The organism is Methanobacterium sp. (genome assembly GCA_016222945.1).
Classification (GTDB): Archaea; Methanobacteriota; Methanobacteria; order Methanobacteriales; family Methanobacteriaceae; genus Methanobacterium_D.
Map to the genome: position 1 here is coordinate 84385 of JACRPY010000002.1, position 20040 is coordinate 104424.

Consider the following 20040-nt stretch of genomic DNA (forward strand, 5'->3'; position numbering starts at 1 on the left):
CAGATAGGCTTTTTTTATCTATAAATTAATAATTTATTCCTCTAATAATCTTAAATGAAAAAAAATAGTACATGAAAATTCATTTAACCTGCATCTTCAAATTATTTGCTAGTTTAACACTACTAACTCAAAGTAGCCTGCACCCTTTTCTCTTGACTCATTTCTGCTAATTTCTTAACCATGACAACGTCCAACCCCACAGCTTCTGCTACTCTAGTTCCATAATCTGCATCGCATTTATAGAATAATGCAGCCTGACGGTAACGGATGTTTTCCTTAGCATTTATGAGGTGACCTGCAATGTTGGAAACCAGATTGTTTTTGGCCTGATCATCCATAACTCGACGGTACAATTCACCCGATTGCACAAAATCCACGTCTTCAGTGGGTCGGGTGTGTCTATCAATTATGGCTTGAACCTCTATGGTCGGAGGACTAAATGTAATGTCAGGTTCAGGACCATTCATAGAATTAGGATAATAGTTGGGTCCAGATCCTCCATTATCATTTACAGTCATAGGGCCGTCCCTTTGATAATTATCTATTTTTGTATTTTTAGGCTGGTTAACTGGTATTTGATGGAAATTAGCTCCTAATCGGTGCCGTTGGGTGTCTTCATAAGAAAACAATCTGCCCTGAAGCAACCGGTCAGGTGAGGGACCTATTCCTGGTACGAAGTTAGAAGGAGCAAATGCAGCCTGTTCCACTTCAGCAAAAAAGTTTTTCGGAGCCCGATCTAAAATCATCCTTCCTAAAGGAATTAAAGGATAATCACCATGATACCAAACCTTGGTAATGTCAAAGGGATCGAATTTGTATTCTTTAGCTTCATCCGGAGTCATTATCTGGACATAAACTTTCCATTCTGGATAATTTCCTGCTTCAATAGCTTCATAAAGGTCTTCAGTGGCATGGTTAGGGTTTTCTCCTGCCATTTTCACTGCTTCATCATTGGTAAATGTTTTATTGCCTAAAACAGATTTAAAGTGTACTTTAACCCATACGTATTCATTCTTCTCATTGTACCACATGAATGTGTGGCTGGAGAATCCATCCATGTGACGGAATGAGTAAGGCGTTCCTCTGTCTGAAAAAAGAATAGTGACTTGATGAACTGATTCAGGAGTCAGTGATAGGAAGTCCCAAAACATATCTGCATCAGGTAAGTTGGTTTTAGGATGCCTTTTCTGGGTGTGTATGAAATCAGGGAATTTTATAGCGTCTCTGATAAAGAATATGGGTGTGTTGTTCCCTACCAGATCATAATTTCCTTCTTCGGTGTAAAATTTAACTGCAAATCCTCTAGGATCACGCGCGGCGTCTGCTGAACCCCTTTCACCTCCAACAGTGGAAAATCTTACAAATACTTCAGTTTTTTTACCCACTTCTTCTAAAAATTTGGCTCGGGTGTACTGGGAAAGATCATGGGTTACCTCAAAGTATCCATAGGCCCCTGCACCTTTAGCATGCACCACTCGCTCAGGTATTCTTTCTCTATCAAAATGAGCCAATTTTTCAATTAAATGAACATCCTGCAGCATAGTATAACTGGATCCTTCCCCAGTGGTAATAGATGCCTGGTCATTAACCACAGGATGCCCTTTGTTATCTGTAAGTTCTTTATCTTTCACAAATATTCCCCCTTTTACTTATTCTATGCAGATTTAAGTCCTTTATTTTTTTTAATTTAATTTCTTTCGACCTTTCAAATTCTTTTTGAGTTATATAAACAAAAAAATTGAAAATAATATCATTAATCCCTTACCAAGGGGAAGTTTACTCACTTTCCAGGCTGCAAATCCGCCTAATATATTGTAAGCCCCAGTAAATCCAGATTCTTTCATTTTTTCCATGAAATAACCTCCTCTAACTCCACTCTTGCAGTAAATGATGTACTTTTTCTCTTTATCCAGCTTTTCCACTTTACTCTGGAATTGATGGCCGTTATAATCCAGATTCTCTGCCCCCTGAATGTGTTCCCTTTCAAATTCTGTTTGGGGCCTTATATCCAGAATACTGATTTCAGAGTGTTTTTTCATTAGTTCAAATGCCATTTGAGGAGTTATGGTAGTGAATTTAGACATGATATCATTCTTTTTAACTGAATCAATCTGTTTAATTATATGTTCAATGTAATTGTTAAATTTTTAAATATGCATGTTGTTTTTTGTGTGGTGGTGGATTTAGGGATTAAAATCTCTATTTAAGCTAAAGAATTTTTTATTTTTATTAATGAATTTGTAAAAAAAGAAAATTATTTTAAACCTCGAATCATAACCTTACACATATTAATAATGGGGGTTGAATTAATTGTCAGATGTATCAAGTCTTGCTATTCATATAATACCACTTGCTTGGGCTGCAGCCGTAAGCCCAGTAATTTTATCAGTTTTTCTGGTGGTGATGTCATTATCAGACGATCCAAAGCTACCAGGAGTCTCATTTTATTTAGGAGCCATTATGGTTTTCCTTATAACGGTTTTTATAGGCATATTCCTGGGCCATAAACTAGCAGGAAGCGATGCTGCGAACCCTACAACTTTAGCGTCTTTAGACATGTTTTTAGGAGCTGTACTTGTTTTATTAGCCTTTAGAAATTTCACAGCCAAAGATGAAAATAAAGGAAGTAGAATATTCAAATTCCTGCAAGTTGACCCAGAGGCTGGGACATTTTCACGTTTCAGGAAATATTTCGTCTTAGGATTTATTGCATTTTTAACCAACTTCAGCTCTGCCATATTCATTTTAGCAGCTGGAAGAGAAATAGGAATAGAAAATGCAGGCTTCATGCCTGATGCTGTGGCCATCATTATCCTTGCAATCATTACGTTGCTTGTAATTGAAGTTCCACTGTTGTTTTTCCTGATTTTACCGCAAAAATCCAAAAAATTAACTAAACCAATAAATGAATGGATTAGCAGTCACGGAAATATTGTAACTGGCCTTTTCTGTCTGTTTATCGGATTATTGATAATTTATGATGGAATGAGTAAGCTGGGAATGGTTTAAAAAAATAATATTTAAGACTAAAGCATAATATCCCTTATAAATTTATTTAAACAATGTAAATAGTTTATCACCATGTTATAGATTGTTTTCAATATTCAAAAGTTAAAAAATGAATTAAAAAGGTGAATGAAAAGGAATTTAACTTCATTCTACACAATCTTGGGCAAACAAAATCCATCATAACTTGTGTAACAAAAACTCCATTGGGAAAATCAGTATATACATTAATCCACTAAAACTAGGAAGTACAAAAGAAATTGATAGTGCCAATAGAGAGATAGCTATGAAAAGAACATTATCTCTCTTAATCAGAGTTATATCGTGAGGATCCACTGTTTCATCGATAGAACCAATCCTATGGGCATAGTAAGTGTTCAAAAAAAGAAATATGGATATTCCCAACATATTTATATTGAAAAGAACGTGAGAAATGGTAAAGTGTGGGTATTTTCCAGTTAAGGATGCTGAAAATGGAACCAAAACGATGAATAAGAGCCATATCATATTTATCCACAACAAAATGGTGTCCACATGTTTTATTCGTTGGAAAACACGGTGATGTATGTTCCAAAATAAAGCCAACAGTACGAAACTCAAAACTAAAACATAAAATGTAGATACAAGACCTAAAAGAGAATTTTGAACGGCTTCATTAGATACGGGGCCAGTAATATCAGGGACAGCTAAGGCCAAAACCAGTAAAGTCATGGCAATTGCAAATATTCCATCAGTCAGCGCTTCAATACGATTGGTAGTCATGTGAAAACTTGAATTTTTATTCTCCATCATTACAAACTCCTAAATGAAAATTATAAACATATCATTAATATAAACATATCACATAAGTATCTATCGATATTTGTAGTAATGTATTATTTAATAATTGATTAATAGTTATTTATTGAATAAACAACAATCAAAACGCTGCCATAATTACAATAATCGATTAAATGGGGAAAAATATCATTAAAACTTAAAAGATGGAGAATATAGTATGAAAGATGAAAAACCAGTGCTGGGATATGATAAATTTCTGATGATGGCCCTTCTAAAGGAAGGCCCGCTAAGTTTAGATAAATTATGGGAAAAATCGATACTATTTCTATCTTTAATCTGGTACCAGCAGTTACCTGAAAAAGGTCAGCCCTTAGCAGAAAGATTACTTTTCACCCTTTCCCATGTGCGCTCCCAGATAGAAGATGGAAGAGCAAGTAAAGCCACTCACAGTACCGAAGCTGAAATGGAAAAATTAATCGATGATGGCCTGGTAAAGCTAAATGAAGATAAAAAATACGAATTAACCGATGAAGGGCATATTAAAGCTAATGAATATGAAAAAAGTATGCAAAAAGAGGCCGTTATGGCAGATAAGGAGTTAAAACCTTCCACCACAGCCAAAAACACCACTTATTTAGATGCATTCCTGGCAGTACTTAAACTGGGAAGTGGTTTGATTACCGGCAGTATGGGTCTAATCGCCGACGGAACTGACGCCACTATGGACACAGTGGAAGCTATTCTGGTTTGGCTTGGAATTAAATATCATCGAGAGAACCTAAGCACGTTCCTGGTTATTTTTGGACTATTCATTGCTTCCATTAGTGTTTTATACGATTCTATCACTCATTTATTAGGAATGTTAGCCGGGCATGCGGATCCTATGACCATGCCACTTCTGGTAATAGCTGTTGAAGGAATAGCAATACTTGCTGCAGTCTTTCTTTTCTATTACCAACGTTTCGTGGGAAATGTCTCCAACAGTTTAACTTTGATATCTCAATCCGTAGATTCTAAAAACCATATATTCATCGGTACCTCCGTAATTATAGGCGCTATTTTCGCCATATACGGTGTTTACTTCGTAGATGCTTTAATTGGGTTAGTTGTAGGGGCCAACATTTTTAAAGATGCAACTAGCTTACTTAGAGAAGCTATTTCCGCCCAGCAAGGAGAAGAAGAAGATTATTCCGCGGAATATAAACTTCCACTGCAACAATGCTGGGAAGAAAACCAGTTAATGGCATTTAGAAACTGGATCCTATACACACTATGGACAAAAAAATCAAAAACCCGTCCCGATATTATTATATCCCTTAAAAAAGTTTTCCGTCCTGATAACTACATTCCCGTGCTAAGCGAGCTTAATGCAACATGTACAGAACATTATGACTTTGAGGGAGAATTTGACAATCTCCTACATCCCCTGAAGGAACATGAACTTTTAGTTGAAGAAATTGATGAAGAGTACGTTTTAACCGAAAATGGTGAAGAACACCTCAAAAAGTTTATTCACAACTTCAAATACTACGATGTGCATGAATCCGATGCAATACTGCTGGCTATGGCCCAAGATAAGAAAAAATGATTTTATATCATTTTTATTACTTTTAGGACTGATTTAAAGGGTAATTAGGAAATTATGGTTATAGACAATGTTATTATTTGTTATGTAGGTGAATATAAGGAAAATATGTTATAATATATGAAAATGAATTTTAAATCCTTAAAATATTATTATTTTGGATCCCAGTCTCCATCTTCATTATAATTACGAGATTCTGGATATCCGCATGCATTCCATAATGAATCAAATGATAATTTCAAAGATTTCTCTATTTCAATGCCATAGTTCTCTAGGAGTGTTTCTGGCAATAATAGTACATCCCTATCAATAAGATAGTGCGGTCTGAGATGTTCCAATTTATATGCTCTCGCATTTGTAGCCATTGCATATCCTTTAACTCCTATTAAAGATATAAAAATTAAAATAGGAGTTTCAACGCCCAAATCTTCTAGAATAGCCAAATATTTTTTAATTGCTTCTAATATCTCTTTTTCATAAATGCCACTAGGTATCACGTTACCATCATAACGAGTATCTAATAAATTTTCATCAACTGCCTCAATTATTCCATCTCTGAAAATTTGAATATAATTAGAAGTCCTTTCAGTATAAGCAATTAATCCATCTAAATTATATCTTTCCTTACTCTTATGGGTGGAAATGGGCTGAAAATTTTGATTATTGTTGTATATGTTATTTAAATCGCTAATTTGCCCAGGATCAAATGAATTTAAAGGTATAATATGAATAACTGTCTTTGCACTGTTATTCATACCTACAGGACCTTCATCAGCAATTATATTCGATAATCTATCTTCCCTAAACCTTTTAATCTTTTCAGTTAATGTTTCTGATAAATTAAAAGCATTTCTTAATTCTGATACGTCCATTTCATGATTTGAATTAGAGATTCTCAAATAAAATTTATTATGACCTCTCAAAGTTACCCTATGTGGACTTCTCCAACTTTTAGGAACTTTAACAAGTATTATAACTTTACCTGAATCAGAAAGTCTAATTGATATCATTTCAATTGGGGAGATTTTTGGTTCAATACCATTTCTGATCATGTTTTCCAATCTAGTAATTTCATCATCAGGATTACTAATATCTAAACCTTTTATTTCTTCGGGAATTGCATTATCACTACCCTCGCTAATACCATATATCAATAAACCTCCAGAGGTATTTGCAAATGCTGAAACATCTTTAAGGAATTCTTTTTTATTATCCTGGCTGTTTCCAGGCAGTATTTCTTTATAATCCAATTTTTTGCCCTCAGGCACTTCATCTTCTTTTAAAGAATTTAAATCTTCCTCAGTGATTTGATTAATATCTTTATCAATCATTCTTAGCCCCCAAATCATGTTCCTAAATTAATTCAAATATTAATCATGAAGCTTTGTCTAACTTATACATTAATAGACTAGAGACAAAAATATAGTGAATTGCTTCATCTTTACCTATTTTGATATTCCCATGAGCTTTAGGATTTCTAATACCTTGTATTGCACCGCCAAAAATAAAATTATATCCTTCTTGAATATTTCTTTTAGATTCAGATGTCAAATCTGTTAAAAAAATAACAGGATCGTCTGTAATGACATTGTTATTCTTGTCATATTTAAATCTAAAAGATTGAAACATCAAATCTCGCCCATCCAATTCTTTTCCTGTTTTATTTTGAAATAGTTTCTTAACACGCGTATTTACTTCTTTAAATGCGGATTCTACAGCATCAGAATAATGTCCATCTTCAAATTTCTTTTTTGATATGTTAATGATCTCTTTGTGAATAATTCCCCAAAAATCAATAATTTTTTCTCCAAAAATAAGTTTTTCATTGTTAAAATCAATTGTGAAACCATCAGATTCCAATAACTCTATGACTTTAGGGTACCATTCTTTGACTCCCTCACCATAATAGTTCCAATTACTATTCTTGGTGTTTATAATCAAATCGTTAAAAATTAAATCCTTTAAAATATCTAAATATGTATAAGAAGTTACATTTTGCATAAAATTAGCAAAATCATAGTTTTCTTCACTCATAAAAGTGTAACCTGTTGTAGTATCATCTAATTTTGAGTATATTTTGTTATTATATGGTATTCCAAAATTCCTTAAATATTTAATAAACTCATCAGCACCATAGCAATGAATATAAAGTCTTTCGATGTAAATCCATATTTTTGGGTTTATTCTATCTATATTTTTGAAATCTATGTTAAATATTGACCCGTCTCTTTTGACTTCAAATGGAGCATCACATCTCGAACAATTTGGATTTTTACTTAATATTTCAATTAATTCGCCTTCGCTACTCACTGCTCCCATTATTTTACCACAATTAGTGCAAAAGGGTGATGTTTTCATTGAATTTGAAGTATTTGACATATAAACTCCTATTTTTAAATTAAAGATTATAAATACAATCTTAGTTTTAGTATATTAACTCTCTTCATAATTTAATTTAGAATAATATAAATTTTTAATTTTATAGTAGTGAAACCTATAATTTAGTCAGATTTGATCCATGAATTCAATTTAAACATCTATAATTAACAATAAACGCGGTGATTCTAACACTATTATCTTCAAACCCACCATATAACATGTTTTTATAAATCAAAACCAAATTAGTTCCCTTTTATTTTTTATAGAAAATAACTTATCCTCAATTAAACATATAAATAAACATGAGGTGATTTATAATGTGTGAAGATAAAGACTGTGACTGCAAAAGCAGCCATCACGGGAAACATCACAGATATCATCACATGCACCACAAAATGGGCTATGCATCCATAGTTAAAAGAACTGAAAACGAAGTAATGGTTCCTGAAGTTCTCCTAGAGGTTGCAGATGTTGGTGTAGGTGAATTTTTAGAAATACGAATCCAGAAAGTTAAAAAACACAAACATCACCACCACAAATAAACAAATTATTTTTTAAAAACACGTTTTATGCAAAATTTTGGTGATTAGTGTCCATGAGTTATATTCAAACATGAATTGATACATGCTACCTTGAAAAATATTGGACTTAGCCCTGCTTTTAATGTAAATTCTTCAGATGCATTTTAACTGAGTCCTCGTTAATTGGTTTATTCCATGGCTTAATTAATTCTTATTTATTGAAAATAAGAAAAGAGATGAGACTTAATATTTTTTTCTCTTTTTTATAACGATTGTGTGTGCCACGCTATCTCCAAGTCTCTGATTCTTATCACTTCCATGAATAAGGAGTACTCCAACCAAATACCAGAAAAACTCATCTATCATTCTTAAAAGGTTTCTTATAGCACTTTTTTTAAAACCTATCCGACTTTGGTCTTTTTCTCTTACTACCCTCAATCCAAGGACCATTTTTCCTATGGTTCTCCCATTAAATAGCCCTTCCATTAAAAAAAAGTACCCATAATAGAGAGGCACAAACAATATTATTAAAATTAAATAAATTTGAACATCGTCAGGGTTAAAATAGATATATTGAATTACAAGTGAAAACACAACAATAATTACAGCTATTATGGATAAAACGATAGCATCAATTAAATAAGCTCCAATTCTCCTTCTAAGACTCGCAAGTTCAAATTCACCATCTTCAATATTATAATTAGCTTCAAATCTTTTTTTTGTATCTTCATTTCTATATATTCCTATTTTTTCACTGCAATGAATACAAAAATCATTATCTATATTGTTTTCCTTTCCACAGTTTGGACAATACATACTTAATTCCTCCTATAAATGTATTATTATTCCATATAAATATACATATTAGTATGAATTTATAATCCATTTTAAATCCATATCACCAAATGCATATAATTAGAAAAATTATTGTAATTTGATTTATAAACTAAAACTGAAATTATGAAAACCAGAATCAAAATAGAAAATGATGAATACAAAGGCCCCTTTGACATTGAATTAACCATAGGAAGCGGTCAAACATCTCAGCCAGCATGGAAAAAGAAAGATGATTACTTCCAGGAATTAATAACAGTAGATAATAAACCATGCCTTGTGAAAATTGCCCATAAACCCAATTCCAATGATCCAATTGATATATTAGCCCAATCCCCTCAAGACATAGATGATGAAAGAATTAAAACTGAAATTATGGACATTTTCGGGTTAAATGATGATATTCCCCAATTATACGATTTTTTAAGGGATGATCCTCAGCTTGAGCCTACAATTGATTTTTGTAAAGGTTTAAGGCTTTTTAAGGCTAATAACATTTTTGAATCAGTTATATGTTCCATTACATCAGCCCATAACTCTATTAGACAGTGGAATAAAGCAATCAACCTTGTAAAAGAAAAATGGGGAGATGAATACATGTTTCCAGATGGAACATTTTATTTATTTCCAAGCCCTCAAAAACTGGCCAAAGCTCCTGAACAGGAATTTGATGAAGAAACCTGTAATGCTGAGCTTTTAAAATCCAAATCATCATGGAATGACCTTAGAAGCTGTAGGGTGGGTTACAGATCCAAATACATTAAAAAAACCTCAGATATGGTCCAAAATGAAATAAATCTAAGTTCAATAGGAAACATGGACTATGAATCCGCATTCCAAACCATTTTAGAGCTCCAGGGAGTAGGTCCTAAAGTTGCAGACTGCATCTTACTCTATGGTTATGGATTTAAAAAAGCTTTTCCAGTGGACATATGGATAAGTAGAATTGTATCCCATCTCTATTTTGACAAAGAAGTAAATAATACTAAAATAAGGTTATTTGGAATGGAACAATTTGGTGATTATGCTGGTTACACCCAACTTTATCTTTTCCATTATGCCCGTAAATCAGGACTTATGAATGAGTTAAAACCTAAAAAATAAAATGATTTGAAGATAAAATACGGTTTATACACGTTTGGTTAATATTAATATATTCATTCCATTCTCAAATTCGTGTTTAATATTGTTCATATATTTTCTAATAAAATATACCTTTAATTCTTCCTTTCTATCATTGGAAGAATCTGTTTTTAAACTTGTTTTCTTAAATGCTGCAGGATCAAAGGATTTTCCAGGATACTGAATAAATATTTTAATTTCACCATTCTTTTGGCATTTAATCTTTATTTTATCTTCTTCCAGATTTCCATGTTCCATAATATTTTTAAGAGCTTCTTCTACTGATATTTGGACTTGAAATTGTGTATAATCATTTAAACCAAATTTAGCCATTGTATTTCCAATAAATTTGGAAGCAATTCCTAAATTTTCTGTTTTACCCCTTATCTCTATTCCCACATGCCCATTCATCCTATCACTTTGCTTTTTTTTAATTATCAATATTATAATAAATTTAATAATTTTAAAAACAATCATTAGTTTTTAAATTCATATATTTAATTTAAGTGATTCTATGGGAGAACTTAATAACGCTTTAGAAGAATTCAGTGGAATTTCCAGGGAATATCACAGGAAAATAATGGAAATTTTAAAGGAAAATTACTGCTGGAAATGTCCAATGCGTTCCACAAGCAAAAAAGTGGCATGCAGAGAAATTGACGGATGGATACGACTTACAGGAGCATTCGAAAAAGGTGTTCAGGAAAACATAATCTCAGGCGATATTTCAAAGGAAGAATTAGATGTTTTATCCACCAGATATTTATTAAAGCTTGTAAAAAAACAAAAAAGACCATTTAAATATGATAAAACAGTTATTTTAAAATTAAAAGAAGATTTAAAGCCTTTTGCATATAAAGATGATGTGATTTTTGTTAAAGAGAATCCAGAATCTGTAAAGACTGATGATCTCATTTTATGGCCCCAAATATGTCCCCTATCCTTTTACTGGTTTTCAAAATCAAAATCACTGGGAATAATTCCATTTAAAATCTTAAAAGTCCAAGAATTAATCCAAAAAGAAGGTCATACATATATAAAAGCCGAAGATAACTTAGAAATTCCATTAGAGTATGTTACAGGGAAAATCACTAAAATCATAGCTAAAGAGGACGAGTTATACTCCCAATTAGATTTATAAAAAAATAAAAAAATAAACCTTTAATTAGCGAAATATCCCATATATACAAATATATAAGTTATAAAAAGTAATATAAGTCCCCAGCCATAGCGTGAAACCTGCTTATCGCCTTTAGATAAGATATATGCTCCAAAAATTACAGGTACTATGGATGCTATAAAACCCTGTGCATATCCACTCTTAATAAAATACATGCCTAAAAGCAGTGCTATCACACTTATAATGTATCCTACGTTCACTAATTTCATGTATTCTGATTTATGTCCTTCATTTTCCATTGAATTCACTTCACATTTTTTTGAATTGATATTATAGAGTATCCACACAATTTTTGAGTAATTTCTTTAATTTAGACTTATTTTTAGGCCACAATATATATGCAGAACTAATAAGCTTTAAGAAGGATGATGGTTGAGGTATTTCCACTTTATCCCTCATTTCCTCTGTTTCAGGAAGTCCAGATAATCTAAGTCTATTTAATATAGGGTCAGCATAGCCAGTTGATTCTGCAAAACCTCGCCCAATTAAGTTTCCTTCACGGTCCTTTAAATACACAGCGCCTTCTGAATAATGTAATCCGCTGCCAAAAAATCCAGATTGACCTCCATCAACAATTGGAGTCATAACAAAATTCCTAATATCCTCTGGAACATCTTCACCAAATTCAAATTCCCATCTTTGAGGGTACCATGTATTTGTAACAGGATACAAATCTGGATCCTGTGATTTTACACTTTTTATCCATTCAGTTACCTTTAAAGTTCCCTTAACACCTTTAGAATTGTTTTTTTCATCTATATATTTTCCTGAAACGTTAACTTTCATTACTCCTGGAGGATTTGGCCCTGTCTGTTCATAGAATTGTTTCATTTCATTGGAATGTATGGAAGCCATGGTTAACTCTCGATCTTCATCAAATTGAGCCATGAACCAATCCCATCCTCCCGCAGGCTTTTCAGACAGATTATTAGCCACTCTTAAAACCTTTACTCGAGGACTACCAGCAGGAAGCATTCCATTACACCATTGATGGTCATACCAGAACTTACCACTTTTTAGGGAAACTTCTTCTTCATTAATTCTCAAAATACTTTTATCTGGATCAACTCTAAGGTTTGGTACAGAATAATAGAGCGTTCCCACCCCTCCACAGCAGGGATCACATCCATTTTTACCTTGAAGTAAATAATCTTTATTTTGTGTAAGCGTAATATCCACTTCAATATCTGATGGTGAATCAGGGTTTAAATCTATTCCCCAACCTTTTATCTGGAGCGGAAATGTGCTGTCTTCATTTAAAGCTTTTATTTTATTCTTTCCAAACGTATAATCAAAGGGGTTGTCTGAAAAATCAATTAATCCAGTTGTTCCTGCAATTAATATAGGTTTGGAGCGGTAATGTTTTCCCCCAGCTTCACTTACAGCCAGATGTAATTCCAGAATCTGATTTTCAATTTCAGAAAGCCCAAAATGTTTGGCTATTTCTGGAGGAAGCAGTGCATACTGCCAGAACATGAATTGAACACCATATTCTTTTCCATTTTCGCCAACACAGCTTCCAACAATAAAATGCCAACCTAATTGGTAATTAAATTGAGGAGCATCATCTTGAGGGAGTTTAAAATCAGCCTTTGCTGGTATTGCTTCATACCCTTTAGAACTGTCCATACCTAAAAATAGCGTCATTGCATATGCTTGGTGGGGTGAAAGTGATTTAGAATGTTCAATTAATGTTTTATAGACATTTTTATAGCTTGGTGTGAACGAATCAGGATTTTTTAATCGTTCTTCTAAAAGATACTGCATTCGCCTACCAAAACTTTCATTACTATTCTTTTCGCGTTTTAATTTTTTAATTATATCTTCTGGAATTTTAGAAGCGTCAAATTCATGCATCCATAAAGCTTTGGCTATATTATCCCTTGTTTCTTCATCTAACATATCTAATAACTCTTGATTTTCCATGTTTAATACCTCATTTGCTTTTATTATCTTTCTTTTATTAATTACTCTTTTCGGAGTCTAAAAGATATTAATAAATTAGATATAATATAATAGTTTAATAGGATTAAGAGGGATTTTAAATGAAAGAAAGCTTTGAAAACATTAACAAATCCAGTAAAATTAAACAGATTATAGCAGACTTCGTTAATTCAAAACTTGATAACTATGAAACTGATATTTCAGATGTTTTAAAAGATTTATCTTTAAAAGAAGTTTCTGATCTAGTTTTTAACGAAGCCATTAACCTAACTGGAAGTAAATATTGTTATGTTGCTTACCTAGACCCTGAAAATAATGATAGTGTGGGAATATCCTTTTCACATCTTACAGATGGCTGTAAAATGTTTGCTGAAATGGGAGAGGCTCGTTTCAAAGTTCGAAAGGATGGTAGCTACGGCGGACTTCTTGGTTACTCCTTAGATACTGGAGAATCATTTTATGTACATGATATAACTTCTCATCCTGTTGCTCACGGCTTACCAAAAGGTCATGCGCCTGTAGATCAGTTTCTTTCAGTTGCAGTAAAGTATGAAGGGAGAATATTAGGGCAAATTGTTCTTGCAAACCCTAAAGGAGATTATAACAACAATCATTTGGAAATAGCAGATAGATTAGCTGATTTTTATGGTATTGCCCTTAAAGAAATGGTTTACAGTGAAAAATAGAAAAAATAAGTCACTGAGAATATTATTGTACTTTGAAACTATTTTGTATCATTTTAAAGTTTGTTTCTTGGCCTTCAAAGTCTCCAGGTAGGGCCGTGAAGATTAGAATGTATTGAGCTTGATTTTTCTCAAAAAGAATTAATCTTTCTTTTTTAACAGTTCCACCTGAAAGAGTCGTATTATACACAAATTCATGTGCAGATACACCATCAACAGTAACTTTACCCTCAGACATTAAAAATCCATATTTTCCAATTGCAGCTTTAATTGAACCAGTTGATATCTCCCCAGATGTATTGTTATTAGCCAAGAGAACTAAAACTCCAGTTTCTTCATTAAACTTATCCCCCACTGTAACTATAACTGGAATATCTATATCACTAACATTAACGTTGCCTTGGCCTGGAGTTTTGTACCATCCCCCAGGATAATTGAAACTTATCCCATTTGAACTGTAGGTTTGATTTCCACCAATGCCAATACATCCTGATATAAAAATTAAAATAGATATGGTTAAAATGACCAAAAAAGAATGTTTATTAATCTTTAATCACCCCTATTAGCCTTTTCGTTTTTGAATTGGATTTATCCAAGGAAATCTTCAGGTAAACCCTGCTCCAGGCATTTCTCCAGTACTTCTTTAATTTTACGCTGGTTAGATGGCCGGGCCATGTACAGTAATCCTTTTAACTTCAACCAGGATGAAGGCTCTGGTGGTTCTACCAGTTTACGCATCTGGGGAGTGTCAGGAATACCTGCCAGGTGGAAAATGTTGGGATGAGCATCAGCATAATAAACAGATTCTGCAAAGCCCTTACCCAGCAATTCTCCATCTAAATTCTTGATATAGACTCCACCTTCAGAATACTGAGCACCACCGGCATTGTAACCTGTTTGTCCTCCTTGAACAATAGGAGTCATGGTGAAGTGACGGATATCCTCTGGAACCATGTCCTGGAACTGGAATTCCCAGTGATCAGGGTACCATGTGTTTGTAACGAAATAATGCTCAGGATTAGATGATTTCACACTTTTAACCCACTTATCGATTTTTAATGTTCCCCTAATATCTACAACGTTGTGTTCAGCATCAATGAACTGTCCCTTTACCTCCACAGTCATAGTTCCTGGTGACTCTGGGCCAGTGAGCCAGTAGAATTCCAGATTCTGATCTGTATGTGGTGCGTACATGGTTATTTCCCTATCTCCCTCAAATTGAGCCATGAACCAGTCCCAACCTCGTGAATGGGACGTTTTACCCAACACACTTGCTGCCCGGACCACCTCACACCTGGAGTTCCCCAGAGGTTCCAGGGCATTGCCCCATTGATGATCAAACCAGAACTTACCCTCTTCAAGAGTTATCTCCTCTCCATCCAGCTTTAAAAGACTGCCAGACTCCATTTTGAGGTTGGTAGCAGAATAATAGAGAGTTCCAATGTCGCAACAGCAAGGAAGACATCCCTTATTTCCCTGGAGCAGGAAATCCTTATTGGAAGAGAATTTCAGGTCAACTTCCATCTCCACATCCTTTTTGCTGCCCTGATTTACTCCCCAGGCCTGCACCCTCAAAGGGAAGAGTTCATTTTCTTTCTCAGATATTATCCTGTTTTTCCCGGCTTCATAACAAAATGGTTGGGAAGCAAATTTTAAAAGTCCAGTGGTACCTGCTAGTGCAAATGGCCTGCTTTGAAGATGTTTTTCTCCTGCTCTGGCCACAGCCAGTTGCATCTCAAATATCTGGTTTTCCCAGTCAGTTAAACCAAAACTATGGGCCATTTCAGGAGGTAATAAAGAATAACGGTAGAATGAAACTAGAATTCCATAGTCACGTTGTTGAGTGTCGCGACAGTTACCTACAAAGAAGTGCCATCCTACCTGATAGCCTAATTGCGGGGCAAAATCCCGGGGAAATTCTATATTAGACTTTTTAGGGATTTTTTGGTAGCCACGGCTGCTGTCCACTCCCAAAAGATGGTTCATAGCATAAGCTTGCATGGAAGTTAGTGAAGAACAGTGCTTCAGAAGTTCTTGATACCGTTTCTTGTAACTGGGAGTAAATGAATCAGGATTATCCAGTAAATCCTGTAAACGATGCCTCATCCTTTCTCCAAAGGCATCTGGACTGTTTTTATCACTTGAAAGACACTTTCTCACGTCTTCCGGTATTTTTTCCGCCTGGAATTCCTTCATCCAAAGAGCCAGGGCAATGTTTTCACGGCTTATTTCATCCAAACCATTCAGTGCATCTTTTTCCATTATTTCTTCCCCTATAACTTTCTGATTTAAAAATTGATCATCAAGTAAATTTTTTATCTTATTCCTTATTATCTTATGTTAGAGTTATTAAACCTCCCTATTGAACCATTAACAGGAAATAACCATTAAAAATATCTTTTTATAGATTTATCCCTGAAGGTTGCTATTTTAGTGGAAAAAAGATAATATAATCATAATTACTCTAAAATACGTAAATTTGTAAGATAGTTAGATAAAATTGAATTTTTAAGTCCAAATTTAGAATGCAGTGGTAAATTAAAAAGAAAATGAATTAAAAAAAAGAAAAATAGGATTATTCATCCAAAACTGTGACTTTATTCATTACATCATTTGGTTGAATCTTGTTTACAACGTCCATTCCTTTAACAACCTTACCAAAAACGGTGTGTACTCCGTCAAGGTGTGGCTGTGGAGAATGTGTTATGAAAAACTGGCTTCCACCAGTATCTTTACCTGCATGAGCCATGGAAAGTGCTCCAGTTCCGTGTTTATGTGGGTTTATTTCACATTTTATTGTGTAACCTGGTCCACCTGTTCCATTACCTTTAGGACATCCTCCCTGAATTACAAAGTTAGGTAAAACTCTGTGGAAAGTCAATCCATTGTAAAATCCTTCACCTGCAAGCTTTTCAAAGTTAGCAACTGTGTTTGGTGCTTCTTTATCAAATAAGGTTAATTCTATGTTTCCTTTATCTGTTTCAATTATTGCTTTTTTCATATTTTCACCATAATCTTGAAATAATGTTTTTGCATGATATTTTTTATTATTAAATATATGCAGTATCTATTTTTTTGTCCTTCAAATTAATTAAATATTCAGTTTTCCGCATTATTTTAATAGGGTATCCAACAAATTATTTATTGACAGATTTTTAATATAATATCCAGTTTTAATGAGCTTCCCCATTTATACTGTTTATTTAAGGTGATTAAAATGAATACAGAAGAAATTATAGATTTAGATAAAAAATATGTTATGCAAACTTATGGACGGTACCAATTAGCTTTAAAAGAAGGAAAAGGAGCTTTAGTTACCGATTTTGAAGGAAAAACTTATATTGACTGCTTTGCAGGGATTGCTGTAAACAATGTAGGACATTCACACCCGAATGTTGTTGAGGCAATATGTAAACAGGCTAAAAAACTGATACACTGCTCCAATCTTTATTATACACAAGAACAGGTGGAACTCGCCGAATTACTGGCTAAAGTTTCTCCACATGACAAATCCTTCTTCTGCAACAGTGGTGCAGAAGCAAATGAAGGAGCTATAAAGCTTGCACGGAAATTTACGGGTTGTGGCGAAATTATTGCTATGGAAAACTCATTCCACGGCCGAACCATCGCCATGATCACTGCTACAGGCCAGCATAAATATAAAAAAGGGTTTGAGCCATTACCAGAAGGATTTAAACACGTAGACTACGGAAACGTGGAAGCAGTGGCAGATGCTATAACCGATAATACAGCAGCAGTTCTTGTTGAACCTATTCAAGGAGAAGGAGGAGTTATAGTTCCTCCAAAAGGTTATCTAAAAGACTTAAAAAAGCTTTGTAATGAAAACGATGTTCTTTTAATATTTGACGAGGTTCAAACAGGGTTTGGACGGACTGGTGAAATGTTTGCATCCCAAACATTTGATGTAACTCCAGATATCACCACTGTAGCCAAAGCACTTGGTGGAGGATTCCCTATTGGTGGTGTTCTTGCAAATGGAGAAGTTGGAGATGCATTTGAACCTGGAAACCATGCTGCAACATTCGGTGGAAATCCACTTGCCTGTGCAGCTGCAAAAGCTTCAATTGAAACCATAATAGATGAAAATTTACTTGATAAGGCAAAAGAAAACGGTAAATACCTCAAAAACAAGCTTGAAGAGCAAAAAAACCTTCATAAAATAGTGGAAGATGTTCGTGGTGTTGGAATGATGCTTGGAATGGAAATGAGCATCAACTGCGGAGAAATAGTCAAAAATGCACAAGATCAGGGCGTGCTTATAAACTGCACCGCGGATACTGTTTTACGGTTCTTACCGCCGCTTATAATAGAAAAAGAGCAGATAGATACTGTTGCAGCTGTTTTAGATGGTGTTTTAGGGAAGATTTCTTAAATATGGTTTTTAGTGGTTAATTTTTCCTTTTTTCTTTTTATTTTTAGTTTATACTTGTTTATCACTGCAAAATGGACCGTATGTAACATTAACAGGTATTTTTTTACCACATTCTTTACAATAAGCTTGATTTTTGATTTTTTGAGATTTTTCATTAACATATAATGAGATCTTAGAGTCTTCACGTTTAGAAAACCATTATTATAGAATAAGAGATCGTTTAATTCATTATGTTAAATTTTTATAGTAGAAAGTAAATAAATTCCATGTCAACTTTTTTTTCAGTATGGAGGATTTTGATGGACTTTGATATTAAAACTAATGAGAAAGGAAATTTGAGCATCGGTGGAGCAGATGCAATAGAACTTACAGAAAAATATAACACACCCCTTTACGTTATAGATGAAACAAAAATACGGGATAACTACAGAAGAGTTTATGAATCATTTTCTAGCCATTACAATGATTTTAAAATATTCTATGCTTGTAAAGCTAACACAAACCTGGCCGTTATGCGAATATTAGAACAGGAAGGAAGTGGAATTGATGCTGTGTCTCCTGGAGAGATTTATACAGCACTTCTGGCAGGATTTGAAGCCGAAAGAATTATTTACACTGGAAACAATGTCACAAATGAAGAACTTAAATTTGCTGTAGATTCAGGAGTTATAATTAATCTTGATTCAATTTCAGCCCTTAAAAGGCTTTCAAAACTCACCGATCCTAAGAAAGTGAAAATATCATTTAGAATAAACCCAAAGGTCGGTGCGGGACATCATGAACACTGCATAACTGGTGGGGACTTATCTAAATTTGGTGTTATGGAAGAAGAAGCTGCAGATGTTTACAGTATGGCTAAAGACCTTGGGTTCACCCCTGTTGGAATTCATACACATATAGGATCAGGAATACTTGACCCTGAACCATTCATGCTTGCAGTTGAAACCCTTATGGACGTTACAGGAAGAGTTCATGAAGAAGCAGGAGTTAAATTTGAGTTTATAGACTTTGGTGGAGGATTAGGAATACCTTACGAGACAGAAGAATCTAAACTGGACATAGAAAAATTCTCCAAAGAAATTACAGGACTATTTAAAGATAAATTAAATGAATACAACCTTGGAAAACCGACAATGTGTATTGAACCTGGCAGATATATTGTGGGAGATGCATCAGTGCTTCTTACAAAAGTAAACACTATAAAACAAAGTTACAGGAAGTTTGCAGGTGTTGACGCTGGGTTTAACACTCTTTTACGTCCTTCAATGTATGGATCATACCATCACATTGTTGTTGCAAACAAACCAGAAGCAGAAAACACCCAGAAGATAGATATTGCCGGAAATGTATGTGAATCTGGCGATTTATTTGCAAGAGACCGTCCAATGCCTGAAATTAATGAAGGGGACACCTTAGCCATTCTCAATGCTGGAGCTTACGCATTTTCAATGTCATCCCAGTACAATTCAAGGCCAAAAACAATGGAAATCCTTATAAAAGATGGGGAAAGTGAGATTATAAGGGAAAGAGAAATATTTGCTGATGTTCTTGCCAAACAAAATGTGCCTATAAGACTTTTAAAATAAATTGAGATAATTACAGTTTAATGAGGC

The 20040-nt window shown here is 33.9% G+C and carries 19 protein-coding genes and 1 pseudogene; 8 read left to right on the forward strand and 12 right to left on the reverse strand.

Annotated features, from left to right (window positions below):
• Positions 1 to 122: 122 nt before the first annotated feature.
• Positions 123 to 1616: pseudogene (locus HZC47_00445) on the reverse strand (catalase).
• Positions 1617 to 1721: 105 nt separating this feature from the next.
• Positions 1722 to 2084 carry a rhodanese-like domain-containing protein gene (locus tag HZC47_00450; GenBank protein MBI5679358.1) on the reverse strand — a complete coding sequence of 121 codons (363 nt, stop codon included), beginning with the start codon at positions 2082 to 2084 and terminating at the stop codon, positions 1722 to 1724.
• A gap of 226 nt (positions 2085 to 2310) precedes the next feature.
• Here HZC47_00450 and HZC47_00455 point away from each other — a divergent pair, with 226 nt between their 5' ends.
• Entirely contained in the window at positions 2311 to 3009 is a 699-nt protein-coding gene (locus HZC47_00455) for a GAP family protein (protein ID MBI5679359.1), read from the forward strand.
• A 177-nt stretch (positions 3010 to 3186) separates the two neighbouring features.
• On the opposite strand, the gene HZC47_00460 is transcribed toward HZC47_00455, so the two are convergent.
• Positions 3187 to 3795 carry a DUF1211 domain-containing protein gene (locus tag HZC47_00460; GenBank protein MBI5679360.1) on the reverse strand — a complete coding sequence of 203 codons (609 nt, stop codon included), beginning with the start codon at positions 3793 to 3795 and terminating at the stop codon, positions 3187 to 3189.
• 208 nt (positions 3796 to 4003) lie between these two features.
• On the opposite strand from HZC47_00460, the gene HZC47_00465 reads away from it, so the two are divergent.
• On the forward strand, positions 4004 to 5374 hold the full coding sequence (locus HZC47_00465; GenBank protein ID MBI5679361.1) for a cation transporter: 1371 nt from the start codon (positions 4004 to 4006) through the stop codon (positions 5372 to 5374).
• 149 nt (positions 5375 to 5523) lie between these two features.
• On the opposite strand, the gene HZC47_00470 is transcribed toward HZC47_00465, so the two are convergent.
• Both HZC47_00470 and HZC47_00475 read right to left on the reverse strand, forming a co-directional pair.
• Positions 5524 to 6702, reverse strand: a complete 1179-nt coding sequence (locus tag HZC47_00470; protein MBI5679362.1) for an ATP-binding protein — start codon at positions 6700 to 6702, stop codon at positions 5524 to 5526.
• A gap of 43 nt (positions 6703 to 6745) precedes the next feature.
• Positions 6746 to 7750 carry a TIGR02391 family protein gene (locus tag HZC47_00475; protein ID MBI5679363.1) on the reverse strand — a complete coding sequence of 335 codons (1005 nt, stop codon included), beginning with the start codon at positions 7748 to 7750 and terminating at the stop codon, positions 6746 to 6748.
• 317 nt (positions 7751 to 8067) lie between these two features.
• Here HZC47_00475 and HZC47_00480 point away from each other — a divergent pair, with 317 nt between their 5' ends.
• On the forward strand, positions 8068 to 8292 hold the full coding sequence (locus HZC47_00480; GenBank protein ID MBI5679364.1) for a hypothetical protein: 225 nt from the start codon (positions 8068 to 8070) through the stop codon (positions 8290 to 8292).
• A 222-nt stretch (positions 8293 to 8514) separates the two neighbouring features.
• On the opposite strand, the gene HZC47_00485 is transcribed toward HZC47_00480, so the two are convergent.
• Entirely contained in the window at positions 8515 to 9087 is a 573-nt protein-coding gene (locus HZC47_00485) for an RDD family protein (GenBank protein ID MBI5679365.1), read from the reverse strand.
• Positions 9088 to 9231: 144 nt separating this feature from the next.
• Here HZC47_00485 and HZC47_00490 point away from each other — a divergent pair, with 144 nt between their 5' ends.
• Positions 9232 to 10209 (forward strand): DNA lyase, encoded by a 978-nt coding sequence (locus tag HZC47_00490; GenBank protein ID MBI5679366.1) that lies wholly within the window; start codon positions 9232 to 9234, stop codon positions 10207 to 10209.
• Positions 10210 to 10233: 24 nt separating this feature from the next.
• Here the strand turns inward: HZC47_00490 and HZC47_00495 are convergent, their stop codons facing one another.
• Complete coding sequence (locus HZC47_00495) at positions 10234 to 10638, reverse strand: ATP-binding protein (protein MBI5679367.1); 405 nt, start codon at positions 10636 to 10638, stop codon at positions 10234 to 10236.
• Between the two features lie 103 nt (positions 10639 to 10741).
• Between HZC47_00495 and HZC47_00500 the strand changes: the two genes are divergently transcribed.
• On the forward strand, positions 10742 to 11368 hold the full coding sequence (locus tag HZC47_00500) for a hypothetical protein (GenBank protein ID MBI5679368.1): 627 nt from the start codon (positions 10742 to 10744) through the stop codon (positions 11366 to 11368).
• Between the two features lie 20 nt (positions 11369 to 11388).
• Here HZC47_00500 and HZC47_00505 read toward each other — a convergent pair whose 3' ends face one another.
• Both HZC47_00505 and HZC47_00510 read right to left on the reverse strand, forming a co-directional pair.
• Positions 11389 to 11646: a hypothetical protein gene (locus HZC47_00505; protein ID MBI5679369.1), complete on the reverse strand. Its 258-nt coding sequence runs from the start codon at positions 11644 to 11646 to the stop codon at positions 11389 to 11391.
• 31 nt (positions 11647 to 11677) lie between these two features.
• On the reverse strand, positions 11678 to 13333 hold the full coding sequence (locus tag HZC47_00510; GenBank protein MBI5679370.1) for an ATP-binding protein: 1656 nt from the start codon (positions 13331 to 13333) through the stop codon (positions 11678 to 11680).
• Between the two features lie 119 nt (positions 13334 to 13452).
• Here HZC47_00510 and HZC47_00515 point away from each other — a divergent pair, with 119 nt between their 5' ends.
• Positions 13453 to 14037 (forward strand): GAF domain-containing protein, encoded by a 585-nt coding sequence (locus tag HZC47_00515; GenBank protein MBI5679371.1) that lies wholly within the window; start codon positions 13453 to 13455, stop codon positions 14035 to 14037.
• A gap of 22 nt (positions 14038 to 14059) precedes the next feature.
• Here the strand turns inward: HZC47_00515 and HZC47_00520 are convergent, their stop codons facing one another.
• The 3 genes from HZC47_00520 to HZC47_00530 all read right to left on the reverse strand — a co-directional run bounded on the left by HZC47_00520 (position 14060) and on the right by HZC47_00530 (position 17035).
• Positions 14060 to 14563, reverse strand: coding sequence for a hypothetical protein (locus HZC47_00520; GenBank protein ID MBI5679372.1), 504 nt, complete (start codon positions 14561 to 14563; stop codon positions 14060 to 14062).
• A 59-nt stretch (positions 14564 to 14622) separates the two neighbouring features.
• Positions 14623 to 16296, reverse strand: a complete 1674-nt coding sequence (locus tag HZC47_00525) for an ATP-binding protein (GenBank protein ID MBI5679373.1) — start codon at positions 16294 to 16296, stop codon at positions 14623 to 14625.
• A 313-nt stretch (positions 16297 to 16609) separates the two neighbouring features.
• Positions 16610 to 17035, reverse strand: coding sequence for a peptidylprolyl isomerase (locus HZC47_00530; protein MBI5679374.1), 426 nt, complete (start codon positions 17033 to 17035; stop codon positions 16610 to 16612).
• A gap of 216 nt (positions 17036 to 17251) precedes the next feature.
• Here HZC47_00530 and HZC47_00535 point away from each other — a divergent pair, with 216 nt between their 5' ends.
• Together HZC47_00535 and lysA are read left to right on the forward strand one after the other, a co-directional pair.
• Entirely contained in the window at positions 17252 to 18427 is a 1176-nt protein-coding gene (locus tag HZC47_00535) for an acetylornithine transaminase (protein MBI5679375.1), read from the forward strand.
• 299 nt (positions 18428 to 18726) lie between these two features.
• Positions 18727 to 20013, forward strand: a complete 1287-nt coding sequence (gene lysA, locus HZC47_00540; protein MBI5679376.1) for a diaminopimelate decarboxylase — start codon at positions 18727 to 18729, stop codon at positions 20011 to 20013.
• The last annotated feature ends 27 nt before the right edge of the window (positions 20014 to 20040 follow it).